Source organism: Paracholeplasma manati (assembly GCF_025742995.1).
In the GTDB taxonomy this organism is placed as follows: domain Bacteria; phylum Bacillota_I; class Bacilli_A; order Acholeplasmatales; family UBA5453; genus Paracholeplasma; species Paracholeplasma manati.
The window spans coordinates 1-25878 of sequence record NZ_JAOVQM010000008.1 but is presented as its reverse complement, the minus strand read 5'-3'; the positions used below and the strand labels follow the sequence as shown (position 1 = coordinate 25878).

The following is a 25878-nucleotide window of genomic DNA, read 5'->3' as shown; positions in this document are numbered from 1 at the left end:
GATCTCAATGCTTCAAAACACAAAAGCGAATGTATTAAAAGCGAACCAAGCACTGCCTAAGCATGAACTGGTGAAGTTCACCTGGGGCAATGTTTCCGAAAGAGATCCAGAAACGGGCTACATCGTCATCAAACCGTCCGGTGTGAATTATGACGATTTGACCGAAAACAATATGGTGGTATTAGACCTCGATGGACATATCATCGAAGGTACTTATAATCCTTCATCGGATACCAAGACCCATTTAGAAGTGTATAAAGCCTACCCACAAGTGAAAGGCATTTGCCATGTTCACAGCACTTACGCTACTGCGTTTGCACAAGCAGGCAAAACCATTGAAGCCTTTGGTACCACACATGCAGACTATTTTTATGGCACTGTCCCTTGTGCGAGAATTTTGCACCAATCTGAAATTGATGTGGATTATGAACAATATACAGGCAAATTGATTGTCCAAATATTTGAGGATAAAGACATTCTCGCCACCCCTGGTATCCTACTCAAAGGTCATGGCGTCTTCACATTTGGTAAGAGTGCAGACCAAGCCGTTCATAACGCTGTGGTCTTAGAAGAGGTAGCGAAAATGAACTATCTCACGTTAACTTTGAATCCAACCGCAAATCCAATCCCACAATATCTACTTGATAAACACTACAATCGTAAGCATGGTAAAAATGCTTACTATGGTCAAAAGAAATGAAAACGTATCAGTTAGGTCTCTATGAAAAGGCGATGCCGAACACATTGAGTTTTCATCAAAAAATCCAATTAACCAAAAAACATGGGTTTGATTTCATTGAGTTATCGATCGACGAAACCAATGAAAAATTGGCCCGTTTGGATTGGGATGACACCTCTATTGATATCATCAAAGAAACCCTAAGGAGTGAAGATTGCTTCATTCAATCCATTTGCTTATCGGGTCACAGAAAATATCCACTAGGTTCAGAATCCAAAGCAATCCGTGAAGCCAGTTTGAAAATCATGGAAAAAGCCATCATTTTAGCTCATAAGTTGGGTGTAAGATACATCCAAATTGCAGGTTATGATGAGTATTATTTGCCTTCGAATGAACAAACCAAAGCTTATTTCATCGAAGGTTTAAAACAATCGATTATTATGGCGTCAACTTACGGTGTAATACTCGCTTTCGAAACGATGGAGACCCCATTCATGAACACCGTTGAGAAAGCGATGTATTACGTCCAATTAATAGACAGCCCTTATTTAAAAATTTATCCTGATGTGGGTAATTTAACCAATGCCCAACAAGGACAAGCCGATTTGGTAACAAAAGACATCATTTTTGGTAAAGGACACATCGTTGCCGGTCACTTAAAAGAAACCAAACCAAACATCTTTAGAAACCTCAATTTTGGTGAAGGACACACCAATTATCCTGTGTGCATTCAAGCATTGGCTGATTGTGGTGTGAGACTATTTGTCGGCGAATTTTGGTATACTGGAAATGAAGATTGGGAAACACGATTATCACAAGCCAGTCAATTTTTAAGAAAACACATCGAAGGGGTGCTTGAATAATGGAAAAAGGACATGCGGTATCAAAAGGCATTGGTATTGGAAAAGTATTGATTTACCAACAATTCATACCTCAAGTTGAACCAACCATCATTGAAGATACAATGGTGGAACAAACCTATCAAGACTATCTTGATATTCAAGCCAAAGCGAATCAAGAAATTGAACAAATCGTCCAGCTATTAATATCGAAACAGGATGAAAAACATAAAATCTTTGAAGCCCATTTAGAAATCATCAACGATGTCGCGATGGCCGAAACGATTGAAAACTTTATCAAAACCGAACACTACGGACACATTTACGCCATCGATGAAGCGTATAAAATGTTCATTGAAATGCTTGAGACGGTAGATGATGATCTCATCAGAGAACGTATCGCCGATTTAAAAGATGTTAAAAATAGATTGTTAAGAATTGCTTATCATGTACCTGAAAAAAACTTATCCAGATTGTTTGAAAAAACCATTGTGGTTGCACTCGATTTATACCCATCTGACACGGCAACCTTAGACCGTAACATGGTGGAAGCCATTGTGACGGAAGTCGGTGGTCCAACCTCACATACAGCCATCATCGCGAAGAGTTATCAAATCCCAGCTATTTTAGGGGTTAAAGACGCGATGAAAACCTACAATGATGGGGATACCCTCATTGTGGACGCATTGAGCAATGAACTCATTTTAAATCCAACGGATGCGGTTATTCAAAACTATATCGAACGCAAAAAACGACATCTTGAGCAACAAAACATTTTGAAAACGTATTTGGACAAAACCCCTATTACCAAAGATGGCATTAAAGTGGATGTCACTTTGAATATTGGTTCCGCATCCAAAGAAGAGATTGCTTTAGAACCTTATGTCGATGGGATAGGCTTATTTAGAAGCGAATTTCTCTACATGGAAAACACGCATTTACCTACAGAAGATGAACAATATGAAGTTTACAAACGTGCACTAGAAGGTTTCAAAGGTAAACCTGTTATCTTAAGAACCTTGGATATTGGTGGTGACAAAACACTATCCTATATGGCATTGCCAAAAGAAGAGAATCCATTTTTAGGCTTAAGAGCAGTCAGACTATGTTTCGCACATTTGGATATCTTTAAGACCCAATTAAAAGCGGCTTATCGTGCGAGCGTGCATGGTAATTTATGGTTAATGTTTCCCATGGTGGGTTCGATGGATGATATTCATAAGATCAAATCAGTCATCGAAGAAGTCAAATCAGACCTGGATTCACAACAGATACCTTATTCTAAAGACGTGAAGATTGGTGTCATGATTGAGATTCCATCAATCATATTGGTGATTGATCATGTTGCGAAAGCCGTTGATTTCGCAAGCATCGGTACTAACGATTTATGCCAATACTTATCGGCAGTCGATCGTATGAATCCACTGGTATCTAGCTATTATCAAAGTTACTCACCTAGTATGATTCGTATACTGAAAATGGCCATTGATGGTTTTAACGCCGCAGGTAAACCCATCTCGGTATGTGGAGAACTCGGTGGTGACCTGATTGCTGCACCGATATTAATGGGATTAGGCATGAAGAAACTATCCATGAGCAAGAGTTCACTCGCACCGATTAAACATTTAATTGTGCACCATACCATGGATACATTCAAATCGTTGGCTCAAAAAGCAGTGACTTTAGAAACAGAAAAAGAAGTCATTGAACTCGTACAAAAAACATTACAGGAGGCATCACATGACTAAAAAACAAGTCTTAGTAACCAACCCATCGGGTTTACATGCTAGACCAGGGGCTGAATTCGTTAAAGTAGCGAATACCTTCAAGTCCACCATCAAAATCATGAAAACTGATAATCCAGCAAAACTTGTCAATGCGAAATCCATTATTTTTCTATTATCGTTAGGGATAAAGAGAGATACTTTGGTAGAACTTCAAGCAGAAGGTGAAGATGAAGTAAATGCCGTCGAAACCTTATGTGCGTTGATTGAAAGTGGCTTAGGCGAATAAATTTAAATAAAATAAAAAAGACCCTCAAGTATGAAAATCCCCATCCAAACGATATTGGTAAATCAAGGGATCCCATACAATGGGTCTTTTTTTAGTAATTGCTATTTAAAATGATGTGAATGAGGATTAAAACGAAAGTGACTGGGCCTGCAATACGGTGAGCAATGTATAAAGCTTTGGATTTCTTCTCAAAGAATAACATCCCAAGCATACCAGTGGTCATGATGCCTAATAAAGCCAAACCACCTGTGATGCGTAATTGACCATTGCTTAATGCAACCACCATATGGACAAGTGCTGTAAACGCTGCTGCCATCCCAAACAAACGGTGTTGTTTTGCAATCTTCAATACCAATGGGTGTTTGATGTAAGGTTTTAAACCATTGGTTGCTGCTAAAACGAAGAATACGGCTGCTAAAATACCTAAAATAGTGATGAATAATGACATTGATAGTCCTCCTTTAGTGTGGTTATTGTAGCACAAATACAGGATGAATGTATTGTTTATTGCTTATTAAAAATGATTGTAATAAAAAATTAATCGATTCGATCTAAAAATTCAATGTAATAACTGACAGAATTTGGTGCTTCCTCCATCGGTAAATGCCCTACACCTTGTAAAGTGATGGTATTTTCATTACTGATATCCATGGAAAGTACGAAAATGACACTGTATATTTCCGAAATCCATGTATCCTTTGCACCCCACATGACATAAGTAGGTGCAGTGATCATTTCAAGTCTTTCGACGTCATATTCGATATCTTCTTGAGTCGTTGTTAAGATGTGTTTTCTGGTATCTTTTTTTCTTAGTATATTGTAGTAGCGATCAATCGTTTCATCATCCAATTTTGAAATATCCCCGTAAGCACTCCTAAGGATTTGTTTTAACAAGAATCTTGGGGTGAACTGACTGACAATACCTGCAACCCATGGGTTTCTCAAGAATCCATTGCCATTACGCGTATCGAGGTTTGGTGGTACGGCATCAATCAATATCAAAGAATTGGTTTTTAAAGGGTATTCACCAGCAAAATACCATGCGACAGCACCCCCTAAAGAGTTACCACCGATATGAACTGCATCAATCGATAACGCTTCTAACAGTTCAAACGCTACCGCTGCGCTCCGACGATATGAGGTCACATCGTCTTCGAATGCACCCGATAGTCCAAAATATGGCAAGTCCATCAATAAGACGCGATAACCCACCTCAACTAACGATTCTGCCCAAGGGATGAAAGTGTGTGAGGAGGAAAATGCACCATGGAAAAGCAAGATGACTGGATCGGTGGATTCACCCATGTCCATGTAATGAATATCAATTTCTAAAGGTGTACCCTCAAGAGATTCTATTTCAAGGTTGATCAGGTGAGAATACTCCGTTAAATAGTCGGCTTTTACATGTGTTTCACTCAAGTCACGTCGATAAAACACCAAAATAAAGACGACTAGTAACACTAAAAACGAGATACCAATAATCTTAAGCCATTTTATCATCATATACCACCTCTTGACTTTACTATATAGTATTTTGATTCAATAATCAATGTTTCACAGAACAATAGATTAAAAATAAAATGTTAATTAATGATAGAAATTGTAAACTCTAAGTGGTATTATAAAAATTAATAAGGAAGTGATATTCATTGAAAAAGATACTTATCTTCGTATTATTGTTATTATTGTTAACCGGATGTGAGCAAAATCCGGTGGATGAAAGTCACGATATCTTTAAAGAAGATTTGTTGGCAGTTACCACAGGCAGTGGGACAACATGGGGGTATATTGACACCAAAGGCAATCTCGTTATTCCGTATCAATTCTATGGCGCAACCGCTTTTTATCAAGGTTTAGCCATTGTTCTTGATGATCAAAACCGAGCCAATCTCATCAATAAACAAGGAGAATTCATCCTTGAACAAGGTTATAACAGCATTTATCGAGATGATCAAACAATGCTCTTCATTGTTGAAGACAATGGAAAATATGGCCTTCTTGGTATCGATGGGAAAAAGATCATCGATCTCATTTATGATGAAATCCAACCTTTTTCCGAAGAATTGGCCGTTGTTAAACAAGATGATCAATACGGTTATATCAATACAGAAGGTCAAATCGTCATAGAACCTAGTTATGAAAAAGCCAAACCATTTTCAAATGGTTACGCAGCAGTATCCAATGCCAATCTCTTTGGATACATCAATCGAAAAAACGAGCTTATGATTGATTATCAATATCGTGGTGTGAGTGACTTCAATTGTGATGATAAGTCGATAGTCACGATTTTAGAGGGGACAATACACCAATTCTACTTAATTGATAAACTGAACAACAAAATCATCGATAATGTCGTTAGCATCAAAGGTAGTTGCCCGATTTATGGCGTAACTACAACATCAGGCAGTTATTTGTACAAATCCGATGGCACATTGTTTGTTGATACAGTCTTCGATGATATCAATGATGTTGATGGTTATTATGTGCATGCGATTCTGAATGGTGTTGACACATTTTTATATTACAAATCCAATGGTGAGGTCATCACCAGTAAAGTCAATGAAGGTCAACTTTATCGAACCACCATCGATTATGAAGATCACTATATACTTCAAACCAGTACCAATAATATGCAACACATCTATATCGACGAAAAAGAAATAGTCCTCGATTCTGGCAATGTTTTTCAAGTGGTTTCTGATGATTTGTTCATTACCGGGAATCGTGAGTACAACGCTAGCGGTATGATCAATTCAAAAAATGAAGTGGTGATTGATTATGTATATCAATCACTCTATCAGGGATCAGATGGGTATGTCTTGATGCGTCGATATGATTATTATGGGTTGTTAAATCCAAAATACGACGTACTTGTCCAACCAATGTATGTAAATGTATGTTTTTCTTATAATTTAAATGAAAATGGGTATCCTTTGGCGTAAAGCCAGGATATCTTTTTTTTCAATTAAAAGCAAATGGTTTGAACTTAAAAGTAAATATGTTATGCTATAAATAAGATAAATAAGGAGAACATATATGGACTTAAGTATTGTAGAGTTTTTCCAAAGTTTTAGGAGTGATTTTCTGGATTTTTTCTTCCTAATTTTCAATGAATTTGGCGATGAATTGGTATTTCTTGTTGTGGCTTCAATTTTATGGTGGATCGTCAATAAGCATTATGGCTATCGCTTCATGATGATTTTCTTAACCTCAGTCGCTGTGAATGATACCCTTAAAAATCTAATTAAGCGTCCAAGACCTTATACATTACCTTCGGTTGATTCGGTGACCGAACCAACTTATGGCTATTCTTTCCCATCCGGACATGCACAAAATGCTGGTGCGATGGCATTGGTCCTCAATGAACGTTATGGTTCACTAAAAAAATGGGTGAGAACATTATTGATTACCATCGTAGTGTTGGTCATGATTGCGAGAGTATATCTAGGTCAACATTATCTAACCGATGTGATCGCTGGTCTTGCAGTATCGGTATTGGTTTATTACGCATTTATTTACCTAGCTCCTAAAGTCAAAATTAACCCAATAAAATTGGTTTATTACTTAATACCTTTGATGATTTTAGGCGCGTTCTTCATCGTTGATAAAAACTATTATGTGGCTATCGCTTCGATGATTGGTTTAACGTTAGGCTATGATTTAGAACTCAGATATGTCAAATATGAAGTCAAAGCCCCATTGAAAATTCAAATTGCGAAATATGCGATTGGGATTATTGTTGCGTTATTACTCAAAGAAGGTCTAAAATTGGTCTTCCCATATAGTGGCAATGACGATTTGAACTTAACTCAATTGGATTTAGTTTTAGATGGTTTCCGCTACTTTATCTTAACGGTTTGGTTATCGTTAGGTGCGATGTGGGTCTTCAAAAAACTATTTGGAAAATACCAATCCTAAAAAAAATGGCACTCAATGGAGTGCCTTTTTCTTAGTTTTCTGCTAGAATTGATTCAATTCTTTGTGAGATTGGTGGATGACTATAATGGATGAACACATAAAGCGGATGAGGGGTTAAGTTGGCGAAGTTTTCAATGGTCAATTTCTTTAATGCTGAAACCATCGCGTCTTTAGACGTATTTTTCGCTGCGAAACCATCCGCTTGGAATTCAGCTTTTCTCGAAGCGTAATTCATATAAATGCTGATTGGAATTTCCACCGGTTCTAATAAAACCATCATCAAAATGATTGTGAATCCAAAATGAACACCGGTTAATCCAAATGCAGTAAATAAACTTGGTGTTAATAATATGAATGTCAATAAGCCTACATAGACTAATAACAACAAAAGAGTTCTGAATAACCCTTTGGTCGTATCTTTGTGAGTTGCGTGACCAAGTTCATGGGCAAGCACAGCCAAAATTTCTTCAGAAGACATTTTTTCAATCAACGTATCGAACAAAACAACTTCCTTTTGTTTGCCTAAGCCACTGAAGTAGGCATTGAGTTTAGTCGAACGTTTCGAAGCGTCGAGAACGAATATTTTCTTCACTTCAAACCCTAATTTAGCACCAAGTGCATCGATTTCCGATTTTAATGGACTATCTGCCATCGGTTCAATCTTATTAAACCAGCGCATGAAATATTTTTGTAAGAAGTAGATGAGAACCAATATGATTGCCAAAGAGATATAGCTAAACAACATGAACCAAAGCATATTGTCTTCAAATTGTCTAAATATGAAATGCAGTAACGCAATCAAACCGCCACCCAATACGATGGTCAATATAAAACCTTTTAAGGTATCAATCCAAAATAACTTAGGGGTCATTTTGTTGAATCCAAATGTGGCTTCAATTTTAAATATTTGATAGTATTTAAGGGGAAGGTTAATCAAGAGTGTAATGACATAAAACACGAACATGAAGAGCAGAGTTTGAAGCGTTAATGAAGCGGTTAAATCATTAACAGCACCTTCTAACCAACCAAAGAAATTGAATGACAAAAATAGTAAAAGAAGTAGGGTAGAAATCACCGATGTAATCATACCAAACTTGAAATTTGCCATGTTATACTTCAACCATGTTTGGTATTTCTCTGGATCATAAATATCTTCTACTGACTCGGGCATTAAAGCCTTACGATTACGATAGTTTAAAACAGAAATGGTTGTATCGAATACAAATACGACCATAATAATCAATAAAACTATAAGTTTCATCTATATCACATCCTTAGGATGATTATAACACCTAAAAGACACTTTTACAAAAACAGACATGTCCATGTGATATAATAACGATATAAAGAGGTGAAAGATTCATGAAAGTATTGTTTCGAATCGTTCAATTTGTCCTCAAATGGGTTTCAAAAGTCTTACCATGGAAACAACCCATCGTTTTAGAAGGACCAGACAGTCTACTCCTACTCAAAAAACAGTTAACCACTTTACCATATAAGCATTACCTCATCGTTACCGACAAAGGCATTCAAAAAGCAGGTCTATTAGAAGAAGTACTAAAAGTGATACAAATGGATTCTATTCAGTTTACTATATTTGATGAAACACCCGCCAATCCAACTGTTCAAGCCATTGAAAAAGCATATAAACAGTATTTAAGTATGGGTTGTGACGCTTTGATTGCGTTAGGTGGTGGCTCAGCGATAGACGCTGCAAAAGCCGTCGGTATTCGAGTTATAAAACCAAACACACCACTTCACAAGATGAAGGGGATTTTAAAAGTGAGAAAAAAATTACCGTATCTGATTGCGATACCAACCACCGCTGGTACGGGGAGTGAAACCACCATAGCAACTGTAATTTCTAATCCAGATACACATGAAAAATATGCAATTAGTGATTTGAACATTATGCCTAAAGTGGCCGTATTAGAGCCTAAACTGATTAAAAACTTACCGAAATTCTTTACTGCAACCACAGGCATGGATGCATTAACCCATGCTGTAGAGGCTTATATTGGACATGGGGGTACAAAATACACCAATAAGATGGCGGAAGAAGCCATTCTAGGCATTCAAAAACACTTAAAGAATAGCGTCGATGAACCCCACGATTTGGTTGCGAGAGCAGGCATGCTTAAAGCTTCATTCCAGGCTGGGGCTGCATTTACTAGAGCCTATGTTGGTAACATCCATGCAATCGCGCACACCTTTGGTGGATTTTATCAAGTACCTCATGGGTATGCGAATGCCATCATCATGCCACATGTATTAAAATTTTATGGTAAAACAGCAGAATCCAAACTAGCGAAACTATCCGATTTACTTAAACTCACAGATACCAATGTATCGAATGGGATGAAGATGAAAGCTTTCATCGACTGGATTGAAAAACTGAATGCCTATTTTGGGATACCAACTCAAATCGAAGTACCCCATAAACAAGATGTGGAAGCGATGATTCGAAATGCTTATAAGGAATCTAATCCGCTTTACCCTGTACCAAAAATTCTTAGTAAAATGGATTTTAAAGTTTTATTCAACGCCATAATGAAAGTTGAGCCTAAAGCAGAGTAATATCTGCTTTTTCTTTTTTTTGATTCAATCAAATTGCGTTATAATTAAACTAGACAATCGATATATAGAAATGGGGAGATGGCAAATGATTTTAATTAATTACCCTTACTTTCACTTAAAAACAGACACATTGAGTTATGTTTTTTCAGTGACACCAACCAGTAAGTTGGAGCATTTATACTTTGGAGAAGCTATCCCTGATGGTGATTTTTCTGCCTTGCATTTTAAGCCCACCGCAGGCCTCGGCAGTGCAATCCTCTATGAACAAAACAATCAACAAACCAACTTGGACTTCTTACCGCTCGAAATGTCGGAGTTTGGCAAAGGCGATTTTAGATTAACCCCGCTTGAAATCCAAATGCCCGATCAAACATTTGTTACGGATTTCATCTATCAAAAACACGAAGTTGTTTTAGGGATTGTGCCTTCTGGTGTTTTACCGGTTGGTAAATCCGCAGATGACATTGAATCCTTAATCATCACACTGAAAGACACCAAGTTCAATGTCGAAATCCAACTGATTTATACCATATACGCTTCAACGAACATCATTGGTCGTAGAATGATCATCGATAATAAAGATGAAACCATTCATTTACGCAAGGTGATGTCGATGATGATTGATATCCCAGAAATGGACTACGAATTGATGACTTTACAAGGGGGTTGGATCAAAGAAACCCATAAAGAGATTAGACCTCTATTGGTAGGTACCTATATCCATGAATCGACCACAGGCGCATCCTCCAATCGTGTCAACCCTGGATTCATGGTATACAAAAAAGGTACCCATGAAGACTATGGTGCTTGTTATGGTTTTAACCTCATTTATAGTGGTAATCATTATCAAGCAGTGCATGTCTCAAATCACGGCATCATGAGAATTATGAACGGGATTCACCCACAAGCATTCCATTATCCATTAGAGAAAAACCATCAATTTGAAACACCAGAAGCCATTCTATCTTTTTCAAAACAAGGCTTCAATGGGTTATCAAAAAACTTTCATGACTTTGTTCAAAAACACATCACACCCAGGCAATTCAAACACAAACTAAAACCGGTTGTCATCAATAGTTGGGAAGCCTTCTTTTTTGACTTTACAGCAAGCAAACTTTTAAAGCTAGCCAAAAAAGCGAAACAACTTGGCGTCGAGTTATTTGTACTCGATGATGGGTGGTTTGGCAAACGGAACGATGACACCTCATCTTTAGGTGATTATCATGTCAACCTCAAAAAACTTCCAGGTGGTTTAACAAAATTAGCCAACGCGATTCATAAATTGGGATTACAGTTTGGTTTGTGGTTTGAACCAGAAATGATTTCACCGAACAGTGATTTATATCGAACACACCCAGAATGGGCCATTCATATAGAAGGTAGAACCCCTGCCTTAGGACGTAACCAATGGGTCTTAGATTTATGCAACCCCGATGTGAGAACATATATTGTGAGTGAAATGTCCAAAATCATTGAATCCACAAAATTGGATTACATCAAATGGGACATGAATCGACACATCACAGACGCGACATCTTACGCCATCAAAAACCCAGGCACATTCTATTCTGACTACATCCTTGGGCTTTATGATATATTAAATACACTACGACAAAAGTATCCAGACCTTTGGATTGAATCTTGTTCAAGTGGTGGAAATCGTTTTGATTTAGGGATGTTATCCTATACCCCATATATTTGGGCCTCTGACAACACTGACCCGATTGAAAGACTCGATATTCAAGAAGGGTTATCCTATTTTTATCCACCATCCACAATCAGTTGTCATGTATCGTTGGCACCTCATGCACAAACCCTAAGAAATACACCGTTATCCACACGGTTCAATGTCGCTGCCATGGGCTGTCTTGGGTATGAATTAAATTTAAAATATTTAACTAGAGCAGAACTCAAGGAAATTAAACGTCAAATCGTGCTGTATAAGTCCTATCAAAATGTGTTTCAACAAGGGACATTCAAACGATATAACACGATCAGAGACAATTTAAAACTTTGGCAAGTCTCTTTAGTCGATACACACATTGTAGGTTTTTACCAAACCTTATACCACGCATCGCCAAATCCAGATGTGCTATCCGTCAAAGATTTAAATCCGAATGCCATTTACGAGATTACATCGATCCAACAAACACTACCGATTGGTCGCTTTGGTCATTTGATTGCGCATGCATTACCTATCAAACTCAATCCTAATGGAGTCATCATGCATACCATTTCAAAATACATTCAGTTGAATAACGCCACAGAGTCCTATACCACATCAGGATCAGTACTTATGCAAGGTATGCCACTCAAACAACAATTCAGTGGTACGTACTATAACGATCAAACCAGAATCCTTGGTGACTTTGGTTCACAGCTATACATCATCCGAAAAGTAGGTGACGTCAGTGAGAGAAATTAGACACATGAATGATGGTTGGTATTTTAAACCATTTGATTTAAAAGACATCGAAACCTTTGATCCAACACAATCCATTTTGGTATCCATTCCTCACGAAGGGGTAAAGTTACCTTATCACTATTTTGATGAAACCATCACCCAACAAGTCTTTAGTTATCATAAAGAATTTTTCATTGAATCCACCCTTGAAGGAAAAATCATCTCGATACGTTTTGAAGGGGTTGCTCATCAAGCCAGTGTCTATTTGAATGGTCGCTTTGTTACAAAACATATTGGCGGATATACGCCATTTGAAGCCATTTTAAATGATTATGTTGTTTATGGTGAAATGAATCAACTTTTTGTTGTTGTCGATGGGATTGAAGACCCAGACACACCCCCATTTGGTGGGGTAGTGGATTATTTAGGTTATGTCGGAATATACCGTGAAGTCGCCCTTATCCTGAAAGACCCCATCCATATTCAAGATGTCTACATTCAGTCTGAACGTTCCATTTTTACCGCGGAAGTAACGCTGTCACTCGAAGCAAGCCTACAGGTTCAACTCATCGATCCGAAAGGTCAAATGGTTTATGAAGTGACACTACCCAAAAATACCAAACACATCATCAAACATCAACCCGAACGAGTGCTATTGTGGGATTTGGATACCCCAAATCTGTATACATTAAAAACAATGGTAGAGACGGATGAGGTGGCTACTCGATTTGGTTTTAGAAGCTTTGAGTTCAAACCGGAAGGGTTCTATCTAAATGGCAGATTATTAAAACTCAGGGGTTTAAATCGTCATCAAAGTTACCCATATGTGGGGTATGCGATGCCCAAACGTCTTCAACAAAAAGACGCAGACATATTAAAATATGAACTGGGATTGAACATCGTACGTTCTTCACACTACCCACCATCTAAACATTTCATCGAACGTTGTGACGAGATTGGTTTATTGTTGTTTGAAGAACTCCCTGGGTGGCAACACATCGGGCAAGAAAAATTCATTCACAACGCTCTACAGTCATTAGAGGAAATGATTCTGAGGGATCGTAATCACCCATCGATTATCCTCTGGGGTGTCAGGATCAATGAATCACCAGACCACCATGATTTCTATACCCGTTCCAATGAACTAGCGAGAAGACTGGATCCGAGTAGACCTACCGGTGGGGTCAGAAATTTCGCGAAATCAGAGTTCTTAGAAGATGTTTATACCTATAACGATTTTTCACATACAGGCAACAATGCAGGTATCTTACCAAAATCTAAAATCACCAAAGCAGTCCCATATTTGGTCACAGAACACAATGGCCATATGTTTCCAACCAAAAAGTTCGATCCAGAATCTAAACGCGTTGACCACGCGCTTAGACACATGAATGTCTTGAATGCGGCTTTAAATCCAAATGAACCTGTTGCGGGAGCCATCGGTTGGTGTATGAGTGACTACAACACCCACAAAGAATTTGGTTCAGGGGATAAAATTTGTTATCATGGGGTCTTAGACATGGACCGATTACCAAAACTCGCTGCCTATGGGTATCAATCTCAACACATGAATACCCCATTCATGAAAATCACATCGACCATGCAAAATGGTGAATATGCAGGTGGTTTTTTAGAAAAAGTCGTGGTATTTACGAATGTGGATTACATTAAACTTTATCGAAACGATACGTTGATTGATACGTATTATCCTGACGTTGAACACTATAAATATCTGCCACACCCACCCATCATTATTTCCGATTTCATTGGAAAAACGTTGATGGAAAAAGAACACATGAAAGAAAAAGATGCTGAGAAAACCAAACGCATTTTGAGAAAGATTCAAAAGGATGGCAATCACCTACCGATTTGGAGTCAACTTCAGATGTTATGGCTGCTTAAAAAGTACCATTTATCCTTGAACGACGGTGTCAGAATGTTCTTTGAGTACACCAGTGGTTGGGGGTCAAAAGAAACGATATATACCTTTGAAGGTTATGTCGATGGCATAAGTGTATTAAAGGAATCCATTGAATCACTCAAGTCAACAGAATATCATCTTGAAGGCGATGATACGATGGTGATTGCAGAGACCTATGATGTTTTAAGGTTAGTTGTAAGAAAGACCAACCCGAGTGGTCAAACACTTGATTTCGCCATGGATGGATTTGTGGTTCAAACCGAAGGTCCGATTGAATTAATTAGTCCAAGTATTTCAAACTTAAATGCTGGCTCTCGTGCGATATACATTCGTTCTAAAGGATTGGGAGAAGCCAAAGTATTGGTACACTTTGAAGGCATCACGCTCACTAAAAATATCCAAGTAATATAGATGAAAACGGCTATTTTAAGCCGTTTTCATCTTATAATTAAACAAAATAGAAATATCCAAATAAGCATTATATTTCCAGTCTAGAACGGGATGTTTTATAATCATGTTGAGGTGAGTAACATGTCCTTTTTCCAAGTTCATTTTAAAGGCAAATACGCCAATGATTTATCGCCAAAAGCCTACGCTCAAAAAGTTGAAGACGGGGAATACATCGTTTTAATCGACGTGCGAAGCGCTTATGAATTTCATCAAAAAAGAATCCCTAACGCGGTCCATTATCCAATCGAAGAATTGATTAAAAATGTGGAGAATGATTACCCGGATAAATACCAAACTTATGTACTCTACTGTAATGAAGGCATTTTGTCGTATCAAGCATTAGAACATATGGCGAAATTAAATTATACTTCGGTGTATGATTTAGGTGGTATTCAAACTTGGCCATATGAAACAGAATCTGACTTATAAAGCACAGTGATTGTGCTTTTTTATTTGTTAATTCAAAAAAATTCAAAAAAAATCTTTAAATGAACTAGAAAAGGTGTATAATAAAGTTATTAAAAAGTGGAGGTGTTAAGGATGATTGATGATGAAAATAAGAGCTTAATGGGTGAAGAAAAGGACCCGTTTGAATCCATTATTGATGTTGAAAATGATCCATTTGAAAATCAAACTTCAAGTACATATACTATGCCTGAAGAAAAGCCAAAACCTAAACGTGTTAAAAAAGAAAAAAATACAGTTGTAGAGGACGACTATTTTAACCCCATTTCTCATGAGAAGGAAGATCAAGTAAAGCCAGAAGGCCCACACGGATTAAAAGCCTATCGAATCGCATTCTTCGCTATCTTTCTTAGTGTCTTCGGTATACGATTAATCGTCCAATTGTTTTTTTGGTTTCTTGAGTGGTTAAGCGGAAATTTTTAGTACAATAGTATGTATCTGCAATTACAATCATAATACTTCATGTTACAATAGCATCAAAGGACGGGATCAAGATGGACTTTACAATGTTGGTTTCTCAACAAAAAACATATTATCATACAGGTGTTACAAAAACATATGAGCATCGCATTAAGGCATTAAAATCGCTTAAAGAAGCGATTATCAACTTCGAACCGAAAATCTATGAAGCACTCTATGCAGACCTTGGTAAATCCAAGGAAGAAGCTTTTTTAACAGAGATTGGCTTGGTTTTAAGTGAGATTACAGAGGCAATTAAACACCTCAAACATTGGATGAAGCCAAAAAGGGTGAAAACCCCCTTGGTACTATTCAAAGCCAAAAGCATGCTATATCGAGATCCACTCGGGACGGTTTTGATTTTATCCCCTTGGAATTATCCATTTCAACTAGCCATCAATCCATTGGTGGGTGCATTAGCTGCTGGGAACACGGCGATTGTCAAACCATCGTCATCTTCAGAACAAACCGCTAAAGTTATCGATGAAATGCTTAAGAGCGTATTTGAACCTCAGTTTGTGACAACGGTCTTAGGTAGTGCAACCTTGGCAGAACAATTATTACACGAAAAAGTGGACCATATTTTCTTCACTGGTAGCATTCCAGTGGGTAAGAAGGTCATGCAAATAGCATCTGAAAATCTAACACCAATCACATTAGAATTGGGTGGCAAAAGCCCATGCATCATCGATTTAGAAACCGATATCGAAATGACAGCTAAACGCATCGCCTTTGGTAAACTCATCAATGCGGGGCAAACCTGTATCGCACCCGATTATGTTTTGATTAGACCGGAATTAAAAGCGGATTTCATCCAGTACTACCAAAAAGCAGTGAAATCCTTTTATGGAGATGACCCTTTAGCCGCTGCACATTATCCAAAAATCATCAGTCAAAGACATGTAGAGCGCTTGATGGGACTCACCCAAAATGAACAGATTGTCTTAGGTGGCAAAACCGATGGCATCAAAATAGCACCAACGATTTTAGACAACATCACATTCGATTCCAAAGTCATGCAAGAAGAAATTTTCGGACCGATATTGCCTCTGATTGATTATCAAAACATCGATGATGTCATTGATACCCTAAGAACCAAAGATAAGCCTTTAGCATTCTACTTATTCACCAACAACAAAGCATTCCAAGACAAAGTCATTGGTGCCTTAAGCTTTGGTGGTGGTACAGTGAACGATACCTTGATGCATTTTGCTAGTCACTATTTAGGCTTCGGTGGGGTCGGTCACAGTGGTATGGGTAACTACCATGGTATCCGTAGTTTCAATACATTCACACATGAAAAATCAGTCTTGATTCGATCGATACGTGTGGACCTACCAATGCGATACCATCCGATTTCAAAGATGTCTGATAAAATCGTAAGACGCATATTAAAATAACGTATTATAAAGAGATTTTCACCGTCTATGAAGATATTGAAAATCTCTTTTTTTCATAATAAAGCTAGTAAACCATAATCTTTTTATTGGGATTCTTATGAAAACATGCTAGAAAATTCTCATTTTCCATTCTAATAAAAGTAGGAATTTTTGATGAGATACATTTCAATAACAGATGATAAACACATTATGCTAAAGAAATTACAGGTTTAATTAAGGAGGCTTTTTATCGGTAGAATGGATTATAATAAATTCAGGTGATCACTATGGAAGAAAAAGAATTATACGAACCTGTTAAAAAATTGCTCGAATCTAAAGGGTATCAAGTGAAAGGTGAAATCAAGGACATTGATGTATTTGGTGTGAAAGACCATTATACGGTTGCTGTAGAACTGAAAACAAAAGTATCTTTAAAATTAATCTATCAAGCCGTTGATCGCCAAAAACTGTGTGATAAAGTGTATATAGCTTTACCAAAGGAAGCCATCAAAAGCCATCAAGCAAACCTCCGCTCCTTTGTCTATTTATTGAAAAGACTGGACATCGGTTTGATTCGCGTTACTAAAGATCAAGCCAGTTTGTTCATGGAATCTGAAGGCTTTGATTTATCCAAGAGTCGTGCACAAAGTTCACGCAAGAAACAGGCGCTATTAAAGGAATTCTCACTCCGCGAAAGCGATGAAAATATCGGCGGAATGAAGGGTAAAAAAATGACACATTATCGTGAGAAAGTCTTAAAAATTGCCCAGTATCTATACGAGTTTAAAGAAAAATCACCAAAAGAAATCAAAGCCTATACAGGCATTATAGATACGCCAAATATCTTACAAAAAAACTATTATCTTTGGTTTAAAAAAGTAGACCGAGGCATTTATACATTGAGTTTAATGGGTATCAAAGCTATAGAGGAAATTCAAAAATAAAAAAAGGGCCCTGCCCTTTTTTAGTCGTAAATGATGAATGTTCTTTCTACTAGATACACAATCAAGGCGTTATATAATCCAAACAATGAAACCATGGCAGGACCAAATAGAATACCTGTGATCAAACGTCTATTCATGGTGCTTGGAATCCCTTTGATTTGAATGAAACCATCAATGACCAGTGGTATACCCAATGGTATAAACCAATAGAATGGCATATTCAAATAAGATAATGGGATGGCTATGAAAAACCCAAAATAGATACCAGTACACCTGCCGCAGATGGGCAATACGTTGTGTAGTTTATGGAATCGTCTTTCACAGTGATCATGACACCCGAAAAAGATGGTCACGTAGGGTTTCTTGAATAAAGAACCCAGAACAGTTAACAATAAGACGTAACTCGATAGAAAATACGCTGTGGTTTGGAAAAAATTGACATCAAAAATATCCCCATCAGATTGGAATGATAATATAAATGTTGGAAAGAATAGAACAGTGATGAATATGAAATAGATGGCTTTAGATTTCTTTAAATGAGTGTTAGCCATGTCTGTAAACCAAAGCTTGCGAGTGAACCCAATACACCGAGGATGAATCCAATTAATGCACCAATACCAGCAGCTTTGGCACTCGCTGGTTTATCGTTCATTAAGACCAGATACAAAATCAACCCTACGATTGGAAAACAAAAGCCTAGGATACAAAACAGTGTTGTGGTTGTATCACTTTCGTAAGAAGTGGATGTTTTTGGATTGCCCGCATTGTTGAAGTTTGGATTGTAATCACCATAGATTTCATTGTTTCCACTGTCTTTCTTTTGTTGTGCTGCTTTTTGATTTAGGGGTTCACCACAATTCGGACAAAAGTTCGAGTCAATGTTGCCTAAGTTACCGCAGTTTTTGCAATGTGCCATATCGAATACCTCTTTTCTTAACATAATTGTAACAATTAAAGCGAGAGATGTAAACATAACATTTTAAATTATTTTCACTATTATATAAAAATTGGGTTCATCGCCTATTTATATGAAAATATGTTATAATTAATCCGATTGAAGGGGTTGTTTCTTATGAAAAAAATCATCGTCGTCGGTGGTGGTGCCAGTGGACTGGTAGCTGCCATCATTGCGAAACGTCATGGTGCAGATGTCACCATCATAGAACGAAATGCAAGACTAGGTAAGAAAATTCTCGCAACCGGCAATGGTCGTTGTAATTTCACCAATGTCGATGCGCTACCAATTCACTATAATAATCCAGCCTTTGTTAAAAGTGTTTTCGACTCGTTTAGCCCCAGCGAAACACTCTTGTTTTTCAAGTCTTTAGGTATTACACCAAAGATTGAAGACTTAGGAAAAACCTATCCATTATCTGAACAAGCATCCAGCATCACCGATGTACTGATCTATGAAATCAAACGCTTGGGTATTGAAGTGATTTATGAAAAAGTCATTTTATCAGCCCACAAAGAAACCCAAGGCTTCGTCTTATATGACCAACAAGGCGAGACTTATCATTGTGACCGATTGATTGTGGCTACGGGTGGACTTGCACTCCCGCAATCCGGCAGTGATGGGACAGGTTATCAAATCGCGAAGGATTTGGGTCATGAAATTACACCACTCTTCCCAGCTTTGGTGAAACTAAAACTAGACTCACCGTATCTTAAAGTTTTGGATGGGGTTAAATTTCCAGGCTTTGTATCCTTAATACATCAAAATCAAATCATTCAAACCGAGTTTGGCGACATACTATTTACCAAATACGGCATCAGTGGACCAACCATATTACAATTATCCAGAAAAGCGAATGCACTTTTACAAGACCATCAAACCATCTATGTGGATGTGAAATTGGTCTCTGAACTTAATCCAACCGATATCGAAGAGCGTTTGATGGATTTAAAGAATCTGCCGGTTGAATTGGCATTACTTGGATTAATCAATCGAAAACTGGTGTCTGTCGTTTTAAAAGAAGCGCGTTTAATGGCAGATGTCACCATCGAACAACTCAATCCAATGCAGATCAAACGATTGGCACAATTGCTCACATCGATGAAGTTTAAAGTCACCGGATCGAAAGGCTATGAAGAAGCCCAAGTGACCGCAGGTGGTGTCAATGTGAACGATATCCAACCAAAAACGTTAGAATCTAAAAAATCAAAAGGCTTATACTTTGCTGGCGAAATCATCGATATCGATGGTCTATGCGGCGGATACAATCTTCAATGGGCTTGGAGCTCAGGTTATGTTGCAGGCCTTCATGCAACCCAATAGAGGTACTCATGATTCGAATTACAGAAATTAAAATTGAATTGAAGGATGCAATAACATTAGAATTAGAAAAAGCAGCTATCCTGAATTATATCTATGATAAGTATCGCATCAAAAAGAACGATGTTCAGTCTTTTTCCATCTTTAAAAAAGCCATTGATGCGAGAAAGAAAGACCATGTAATCTTTGTGTATTCTATCGATATCGAATTGCCATACGAGAAAAACTTGGTCGATAAAAAATACCCTAATCTCATGATTTCTCCAGACAGTGCATATCATGAAGTAGAAATGGGTGATAAAACACTCAAACATCGACCAGTCATCATTGGATTTGGACCATCAGGTATATTCAGTGCATTGTTACTCGCGAGAAGAGGCTACAGACCCATTGTATTAGAGCGTGGGTTAGATGTCGATGAACGTACCAAACTTTGGGACCATTTTAAAACCACTGGTGAATTCCATGAAGACGCAACCATCTTATTTGGTGAAGGTGGTGCAGGTACATTTTCAGATGGTAAACTCACCACACTCGTGAACGATTTAAGAAGTCGCTATGTTTTGGAAGCCTTGGTTAAGCATGGGGCAGACCCCGCGATTTTATACATCAACAAACCACATGTGGGTACCGATATATTGAAAGGCATCATCCGCTCGATTAGACAAGAAATCACGCTACTTGGTGGTGAAGTTAGATTCCATTCAAAGGTAACAAAACTAGAGTTTAATGAAGGTGTTTTATCCGCAGTCATCGTCAATAATAACAATCGTATCGAAACAGATGTATGTTTGATGGGCATTGGACACAGTGCTCGTGATACATTCACACTGTTGTATGAACAAGGCATTCATATTACCCAAAAAGCTTTCTCTGTAGGCGTTCGTATTGAACACCCTCAAGTCCTCATCAACGAATCACAATATGGTAAATTTCATACCATGCCCAACTTAGGGGCTGCGGATTATAAACTCAGTTATAAGAGTAACAATGGCCGTGGTGCGTATACGTTTTGTATGTGTCCTGGTGGGTATGTGATGTGTTCAGCTTCTGAACCCAATGGGGTCGTAACCAACGGGATGAGCGAATCGAGACGTGACGGACAAAATGCGAACGCGGCTTTATTGGTCAATGTAATGCCGGAGGATTTCAACTCGGATCATCCACTCGCGGGTATGTATTTTCAAAGAGAATTTGAACAAAAAGCATTCCAACTGGCCGGTGGGTCATATAAAGCCCCTTTACAACTTGTAAGTGACTTTTTGAATAATAGAACCACTCAAAAAGTCGGCTCTGTTAAACCAACTTATGAACCTGGTTATACCTTTGTTAACTTTAAACAATTCTTCCCGGAATATATCCATCAAACCATCCATGAAGCCTTATTAGATTTCGATCGAAAGATTAAAGGTTTCGCGATGGATGACGCTGTCTTGACTGGGGTTGAATCGCGAAGTTCTTCACCAATTCGCATCAATCGAGACGATACGGGACAATCGAATATTCAAGGGTTATACCCGATGGGTGAAGGTGCTGGTTACGCAGGTGGTATCATGTCCTCCGCCATCGATGGCATCAGACAAGCCGAAATGATCATAAAAACATACCAAAAAAGCCATTAAAAATGGCTTTTTTTCATTTTCAAATGTTATTTAAGTGTAAAGAAATTGACAAAATATCGTTAACATGATAATCTAGTTATGAAAACTAGATAAAATATTATTCTTTATGACTATATAGGGGGAAAATGTATGAAAATTGCAGTCATTACCGATTCGGGTTCAAATCTAAACCCAGCTTTTGTGGAAAAACACAAAAACCTACAAGTGATTCCGTTGATGATCGTTAGAGATGGCGAACAATTCCGTGATCAAATCGACATCACAGCAGAACAGATTTACAAAGAAATCGATCAAAGAAATTTCTCGACTTCATTGCCACCAATGAGTGCGCTTGAAGCGGCGATCGAAAATGTCAAAAAAGATGGCTATACCGATGTATTGGTCATCAACATCTCGTCTGGGTTGTCAGGCACTTACAATGCTTTTAGACTAACCTTACATGAAGTCAGTGGTGTCATTGTACACCAATATGACACGAAGACCTTGGGTGCAGGACAAGGCTACTTGGTTGAATACGCATTAGAACTCATCGAAGCGGGTAAACAACCACATCAAATTTTTGAAGCCCTTGACCAATGTCGTTTTGAAGATTCATTAGCGATTTACACCATCAATACCCTTAAGTATCTTAAAAAAGGTGGTAGAATCGGTAAAGTTGAAGGTACCATTGGTGATATCTTACACATTAAACCAGTCATCACTGTCAACAATGATGGTGTGTATGTCACTTTAAGTAAAGCCATTGGTATGCAAAGATCATTATTAAACATGAAAGACCTCATGATTAAGAAGTTTGGCGATAGCCTCATCGATTTAACCGTTCATTATGGCGATGATTTGGAAAAAGCATCTCAACTCGGTTCAATGATGTCTAAGGCTTTAAATGTCAGAAACTTAAATATCTCAGCATTAACCCCAGTCTTAGGTATTCATACTGGACCACAAATGTTCGCTTATGTAGCGAGAAGAGTCAAAGAACAAAGAGGTGAATAAATCACCCTTTACAGAATGACTTATGATATATACCTCTTAACGATTTAACTCGTCTTATTTAAAGCGACTATATACCAAATAGGTATGTACGCTTAGGTGTGTTCACACCCTTATTCCCTATCCATATGGCATCGGGATTACCTTTTCGAATCATATTTAATGAGGCATTTTGGTCGGCGTTAATCAAAGTGCCTTTTTGACTCTTATATAAACCTCTTTTGATTCTTACTCCAGAGAAATCACCATTCACGAATTCTTCTTGGTCTAGATATGAAGCTTTTGACGTGTACGCTTCATTGATTACTTTGGTTTCAATACCTAGCTGTTCTGCTAGATAGATGATTCGATCTCTAAGTCTCGCGATTGGTATACTTTTGGTCCATTGATTATAGGTATCTGATAGTCTTTCATCTTTGAAGGTATCGTTATAACCAATGATAATCTGTTTTACTTTGTTTTCTATTGCGTGATGGATAATGAGTTTAGCTGCTTTATAGATTCCATAATCCATTTGATGGTTACGTTTATCCATTAGACGAATCATTTGTTTTGTTAAGTCATTTTGATTGGGTCTAATGCTCGCTAGTTTCGCGATTCGTTTATGATAAAACTGATTCATACTCTTTAATCTTTTCCCGTCTAACAATAAGTGCTCATTATTCGTGACTGAACAAAAAGCTAGGTTGTTATACCCAAAATCAATCCCCATGATTTCTGTATAATCTTTGGTTTCTATTTTAGGAGTTTCATCTAGATAGACATAAACCACTTCAATGTATTTGCCATCATAGTAGGACTTGATGGTGATTTCTTTGATTGGTTTGGTTTGGATACATTCTGGTGTTTGGATGTCTAGAGATAAAGCGTCTACTTCATTTAACTCATATGTATGTTTATGAATCTGATTTGAATCCTTTTCTAGTTCTTTCGATACTTTCTTAATAAAGTTACTTCTAGGTAAGGTATAGACTTTATCATCAGGTTTATAGACCATTCGGTCATAAAGTGGATAGTAGGTATCCTTCTTTAAATATCTAGGTAGTCTAATGGTTTGTTTAACCTTAGACTTTAAAGATCCAAAGAATCCTTTCATCGCTTCATCGACCTTACGAATGACCATTTGACCTTGAGTCGTACTTAAATAACGATAATGTTCACTATCTTTCAGTAATTGGTAATTATCGTTATAGGATAAATACCCATTGGTTTTGATAAAATGTTGTCTCACATTATAAAGTGCTTGATTATAGAGACTTCTTGAAGCACGCATCAATGATAATAGAAACTGATGTTGATTTGGATTAAGATAGAGTCTTGTTTTTAGGGCTTTATAAGGCATTATTGATGTCCTCCTTTCCTACTTAAATTATACCATAAATAGTCTATAAATATATATTTTATACGTATATTTAATTATATAGAAAGTCGTGAAAGAGGGTGTTTTAAACGGGGTATTCTAGAAAATTTTATAAAAGTCACAAATCAATTGTTAGAAGATAGAACAATAAAAGACGAACTTTCCTGGCATTGCTTATACAACCGGTGCGATTATTCTCGCTGAAATCGGCGATATTCATCGCTTCAAAACCGATGATCAACTTCTTGCATATGCTGGTTTGGATCCGTCGGTTTATCAGTCAGGAAACTTTGAAGGTAGTTATAAAATATCCAAACGAGGTTCATCCATTTTAAGATGGGCGATTTATCAAGCTGCACAGGCAGTTGTTAAATTTGATCCAGTTTTTAAAGCTTACTACCTCAAAAAGAAATCTGAGGGTAAACGCCATCGCGTCATTATTGGTCACGTTACGAAAAAACTTTTAAGAGTTATTCGTTCTATCTTGAAGAATAACATTACTTATTCATTGAATACTCATTAACATATTTAAATTCCAAAGACCTAGATGTGCCATTGAGCATTCTTTTTAGTATGCCATAGTATCCTAACCACTATTTATTTCTTTTATCTTGACTAATCTTAAATAGTTGGCTAGTAAATAAAAAACGAACCCCTAGAACAAACTAGGGGCTTCATTTATTTTGATGGGTGAAATGCATTCCATGGTGTTAAAAGCGGGTGATCCAATCGCGTTGGTAACTGGGTAAATCGATAAATCTAAGGCTTCATTGGTGTTTAGTAGCTTTTTCAATTGATTTAAATCGACATTGTCAGGATTTAACCAAACCTTTTCGGCTTTTTTATCCAAAATCACAGGCATACGTTCGTGTATTTTAGACATTTGTTTATTCGCAGCGGTGGTAATAATCGTGCATGTATATAGTTTTGAACCATCGGGTTTGGTCCAGGTAGTCCATAGCCCTGCCATCGAGAATATTTTTTGATTTTTAACGGTAATTCGCATCGCTTGTTTGAGTCGCTCATTTTGAGCCCACTCAAAAAAGCCATCCGCGATGATGACGCAGCGTTTGGTTTCAAACGAAGGCTTAAAGGCCTTTTTTTCATGCAGGGTTTCAGACTTCGCATTAATCATCATATAACCCACTTTTTCATCGGTTGAAAACGGTGGGACAAAACCCCACTTGATTAAACCCACACGATACTTTACACGATCCGATAGCACCACAATGATGTCTTGACCTGGTGCAACGTTGTATCTAGGGGATGTGATTTGATCAGAAATATCTTCGATGTCATAGGTTTCATGTAAATAATCTTTTAAATCATCTAAGGATACAGCAATCGTAAATCGACCACACATGCTATCACTTCCTTAGGGATATTATAACATGGTGAAACGGTTTCCGATGATTTATTGGTCTATCTAAATAGCGACCATTCCGCTATAATAGAATTAAGCAACCGGTAAATATGTCAAGCAGTAAAGAATAAAAAAAATATCACGAAAACGGTTGTTTAGGTGATAAGAGGACATGATTAAAAAAGGTTGAATGGATTAGAAAGAGATTTAAATGTTACTG

The 25878-nt window shown here is 37.5% G+C and carries 24 protein-coding genes; 17 read left to right on the top strand and 7 right to left on the bottom strand.

Going from position 1 to position 25878, the window contains the following annotated elements; all coding sequences use genetic code 11:
- Positions 1-7 precede the first annotated feature (7 nt).
- Genes araD through N7548_RS07635 form a run of 4 tightly spaced genes read left to right on the top strand, consistent with a single transcriptional unit; the run spans position 8 to position 3531 of the window.
- Positions 8-700, top strand: coding sequence for an L-ribulose-5-phosphate 4-epimerase AraD (araD, locus tag N7548_RS07650; RefSeq protein ID WP_263608880.1), 693 nt, complete (start codon positions 8-10; stop codon positions 698-700).
- Positions 697-1542, top strand: a complete 846-nt coding sequence (locus N7548_RS07645; RefSeq protein WP_263608879.1) for an L-ribulose-5-phosphate 3-epimerase — start codon at positions 697-699, stop codon at positions 1540-1542. Before araD ends, N7548_RS07645 begins: the two co-directional genes overlap by 4 nt.
- The gene (ptsP, locus tag N7548_RS07640; RefSeq protein ID WP_263608878.1) at positions 1542-3266 is read left to right on the top strand and encodes a phosphoenolpyruvate--protein phosphotransferase; all 1725 of its coding nucleotides are present in this window, start codon (positions 1542-1544) and stop codon (positions 3264-3266) included. The genes N7548_RS07645 and ptsP overlap by 1 nt, the downstream gene beginning before the upstream one ends.
- Positions 3259-3531 carry an HPr family phosphocarrier protein gene (locus tag N7548_RS07635; RefSeq protein WP_263608877.1) on the top strand — a complete coding sequence of 91 codons (273 nt, stop codon included), beginning with the start codon at positions 3259-3261 and terminating at the stop codon, positions 3529-3531. The genes ptsP and N7548_RS07635 overlap by 8 nt, the downstream gene beginning before the upstream one ends.
- Before the next feature lie 91 nt (positions 3532-3622).
- Here N7548_RS07635 and N7548_RS07630 read toward each other — a convergent pair whose 3' ends face one another.
- The gene (locus N7548_RS07630; protein WP_263608876.1) at positions 3623-3979 is read right to left on the bottom strand and encodes a hypothetical protein; all 357 of its coding nucleotides are present in this window, start codon (positions 3977-3979) and stop codon (positions 3623-3625) included.
- Positions 3980-4068: 89 nt separating this feature from the next.
- Positions 4069-5031 (bottom strand): alpha/beta fold hydrolase, encoded by a 963-nt coding sequence (locus tag N7548_RS07625; protein WP_263608875.1) that lies wholly within the window; start codon positions 5029-5031, stop codon positions 4069-4071.
- A gap of 149 nt (positions 5032-5180) precedes the next feature.
- Here N7548_RS07625 and N7548_RS07620 point away from each other — a divergent pair, with 149 nt between their 5' ends.
- Positions 5181-6473, top strand: coding sequence for a WG repeat-containing protein (locus N7548_RS07620; protein WP_263608874.1), 1293 nt, complete (start codon positions 5181-5183; stop codon positions 6471-6473).
- Between the two features lie 94 nt (positions 6474-6567).
- Positions 6568-7449 (top strand): phosphatase PAP2 family protein, encoded by an 882-nt coding sequence (locus tag N7548_RS07615; protein WP_263608873.1) that lies wholly within the window; start codon positions 6568-6570, stop codon positions 7447-7449.
- A 31-nt stretch (positions 7450-7480) separates the two neighbouring features.
- Here N7548_RS07615 and N7548_RS07610 read toward each other — a convergent pair whose 3' ends face one another.
- Positions 7481-8710, bottom strand: a complete 1230-nt coding sequence (locus tag N7548_RS07610; RefSeq protein ID WP_263608872.1) for a M48 family metallopeptidase — start codon at positions 8708-8710, stop codon at positions 7481-7483.
- Between the two features lie 101 nt (positions 8711-8811).
- On the opposite strand from N7548_RS07610, the gene N7548_RS07605 reads away from it, so the two are divergent.
- The 7 genes from N7548_RS07605 to N7548_RS07575 all read left to right on the top strand — a co-directional run bounded on the left by N7548_RS07605 (position 8812) and on the right by N7548_RS07575 (position 18048).
- The gene (locus N7548_RS07605; protein WP_263608871.1) at positions 8812-10026 is read left to right on the top strand and encodes an iron-containing alcohol dehydrogenase; all 1215 of its coding nucleotides are present in this window, start codon (positions 8812-8814) and stop codon (positions 10024-10026) included.
- 85 nt (positions 10027-10111) lie between these two features.
- Positions 10112-12451, top strand: a complete 2340-nt coding sequence (locus tag N7548_RS07600) for an alpha-galactosidase (RefSeq protein WP_263608870.1) — start codon at positions 10112-10114, stop codon at positions 12449-12451.
- On the top strand, positions 12438-14762 hold the full coding sequence (locus tag N7548_RS07595; protein WP_263608869.1) for a glycoside hydrolase family 2 protein: 2325 nt from the start codon (positions 12438-12440) through the stop codon (positions 14760-14762). Before N7548_RS07600 ends, N7548_RS07595 begins: the two co-directional genes overlap by 14 nt.
- 120 nt (positions 14763-14882) lie before the next feature.
- Positions 14883-15230, top strand: coding sequence for a rhodanese-like domain-containing protein (locus N7548_RS07590; protein ID WP_263608868.1), 348 nt, complete (start codon positions 14883-14885; stop codon positions 15228-15230).
- Between the two features lie 111 nt (positions 15231-15341).
- Positions 15342-15689 carry a hypothetical protein gene (locus tag N7548_RS07585; RefSeq protein ID WP_263608867.1) on the top strand — a complete coding sequence of 116 codons (348 nt, stop codon included), beginning with the start codon at positions 15342-15344 and terminating at the stop codon, positions 15687-15689.
- 71 nt (positions 15690-15760) lie between these two features.
- Entirely contained in the window at positions 15761-17125 is a 1365-nt protein-coding gene (locus N7548_RS07580) for an aldehyde dehydrogenase (protein WP_263608866.1), read from the top strand.
- A 266-nt stretch (positions 17126-17391) separates the two neighbouring features.
- Positions 17392-18048: a DUF2161 family putative PD-(D/E)XK-type phosphodiesterase gene (locus N7548_RS07575; RefSeq protein ID WP_263608865.1), complete on the top strand. Its 657-nt coding sequence runs from the start codon at positions 17392-17394 to the stop codon at positions 18046-18048.
- A 20-nt stretch (positions 18049-18068) separates the two neighbouring features.
- Here the strand turns inward: N7548_RS07575 and N7548_RS07570 are convergent, their stop codons facing one another.
- On the bottom strand, positions 18069-18599 hold the full coding sequence (locus N7548_RS07570; RefSeq protein WP_263608864.1) for a DUF2085 domain-containing protein: 531 nt from the start codon (positions 18597-18599) through the stop codon (positions 18069-18071).
- Complete coding sequence (locus N7548_RS07565) at positions 18581-18964, bottom strand: ECF transporter S component family protein (protein ID WP_263608863.1); 384 nt, start codon at positions 18962-18964, stop codon at positions 18581-18583. The genes N7548_RS07570 and N7548_RS07565 overlap by 19 nt, the downstream gene beginning before the upstream one ends.
- A gap of 156 nt (positions 18965-19120) precedes the next feature.
- On the opposite strand from N7548_RS07565, the gene N7548_RS07560 reads away from it, so the two are divergent.
- The 3 genes from N7548_RS07560 (at position 19121) to N7548_RS07550 (ending at position 22938) form a co-directional block, all read left to right on the top strand.
- Positions 19121-20326 (top strand): BaiN/RdsA family NAD(P)/FAD-dependent oxidoreductase, encoded by a 1206-nt coding sequence (locus tag N7548_RS07560; protein ID WP_263608862.1) that lies wholly within the window; start codon positions 19121-19123, stop codon positions 20324-20326.
- Positions 20327-20334: 8 nt separating this feature from the next.
- Complete coding sequence (locus tag N7548_RS07555) at positions 20335-21945, top strand: NAD(P)/FAD-dependent oxidoreductase (protein WP_263608861.1); 1611 nt, start codon at positions 20335-20337, stop codon at positions 21943-21945.
- A 129-nt stretch (positions 21946-22074) separates the two neighbouring features.
- The gene (locus N7548_RS07550) at positions 22075-22938 is read left to right on the top strand and encodes a DegV family protein (protein ID WP_263608860.1); all 864 of its coding nucleotides are present in this window, start codon (positions 22075-22077) and stop codon (positions 22936-22938) included.
- A 67-nt stretch (positions 22939-23005) separates the two neighbouring features.
- Here the strand turns inward: N7548_RS07550 and N7548_RS07545 are convergent, their stop codons facing one another.
- Complete coding sequence (locus N7548_RS07545; protein ID WP_263608859.1) at positions 23006-24277, bottom strand: RNA-guided endonuclease InsQ/TnpB family protein; 1272 nt, start codon at positions 24275-24277, stop codon at positions 23006-23008.
- 187 nt (positions 24278-24464) lie between these two features.
- Here N7548_RS07545 and N7548_RS08985 point away from each other — a divergent pair, with 187 nt between their 5' ends.
- Positions 24465-24818, top strand: a complete 354-nt coding sequence (locus N7548_RS08985; RefSeq protein ID WP_373425188.1) for a transposase — start codon at positions 24465-24467, stop codon at positions 24816-24818.
- A 132-nt stretch (positions 24819-24950) separates the two neighbouring features.
- On the opposite strand, the gene N7548_RS07540 is transcribed toward N7548_RS08985, so the two are convergent.
- Positions 24951-25658, bottom strand: coding sequence for an SOS response-associated peptidase (locus N7548_RS07540; RefSeq protein WP_263608858.1), 708 nt, complete (start codon positions 25656-25658; stop codon positions 24951-24953).
- Positions 25659-25878 lie beyond the last annotated feature (220 nt).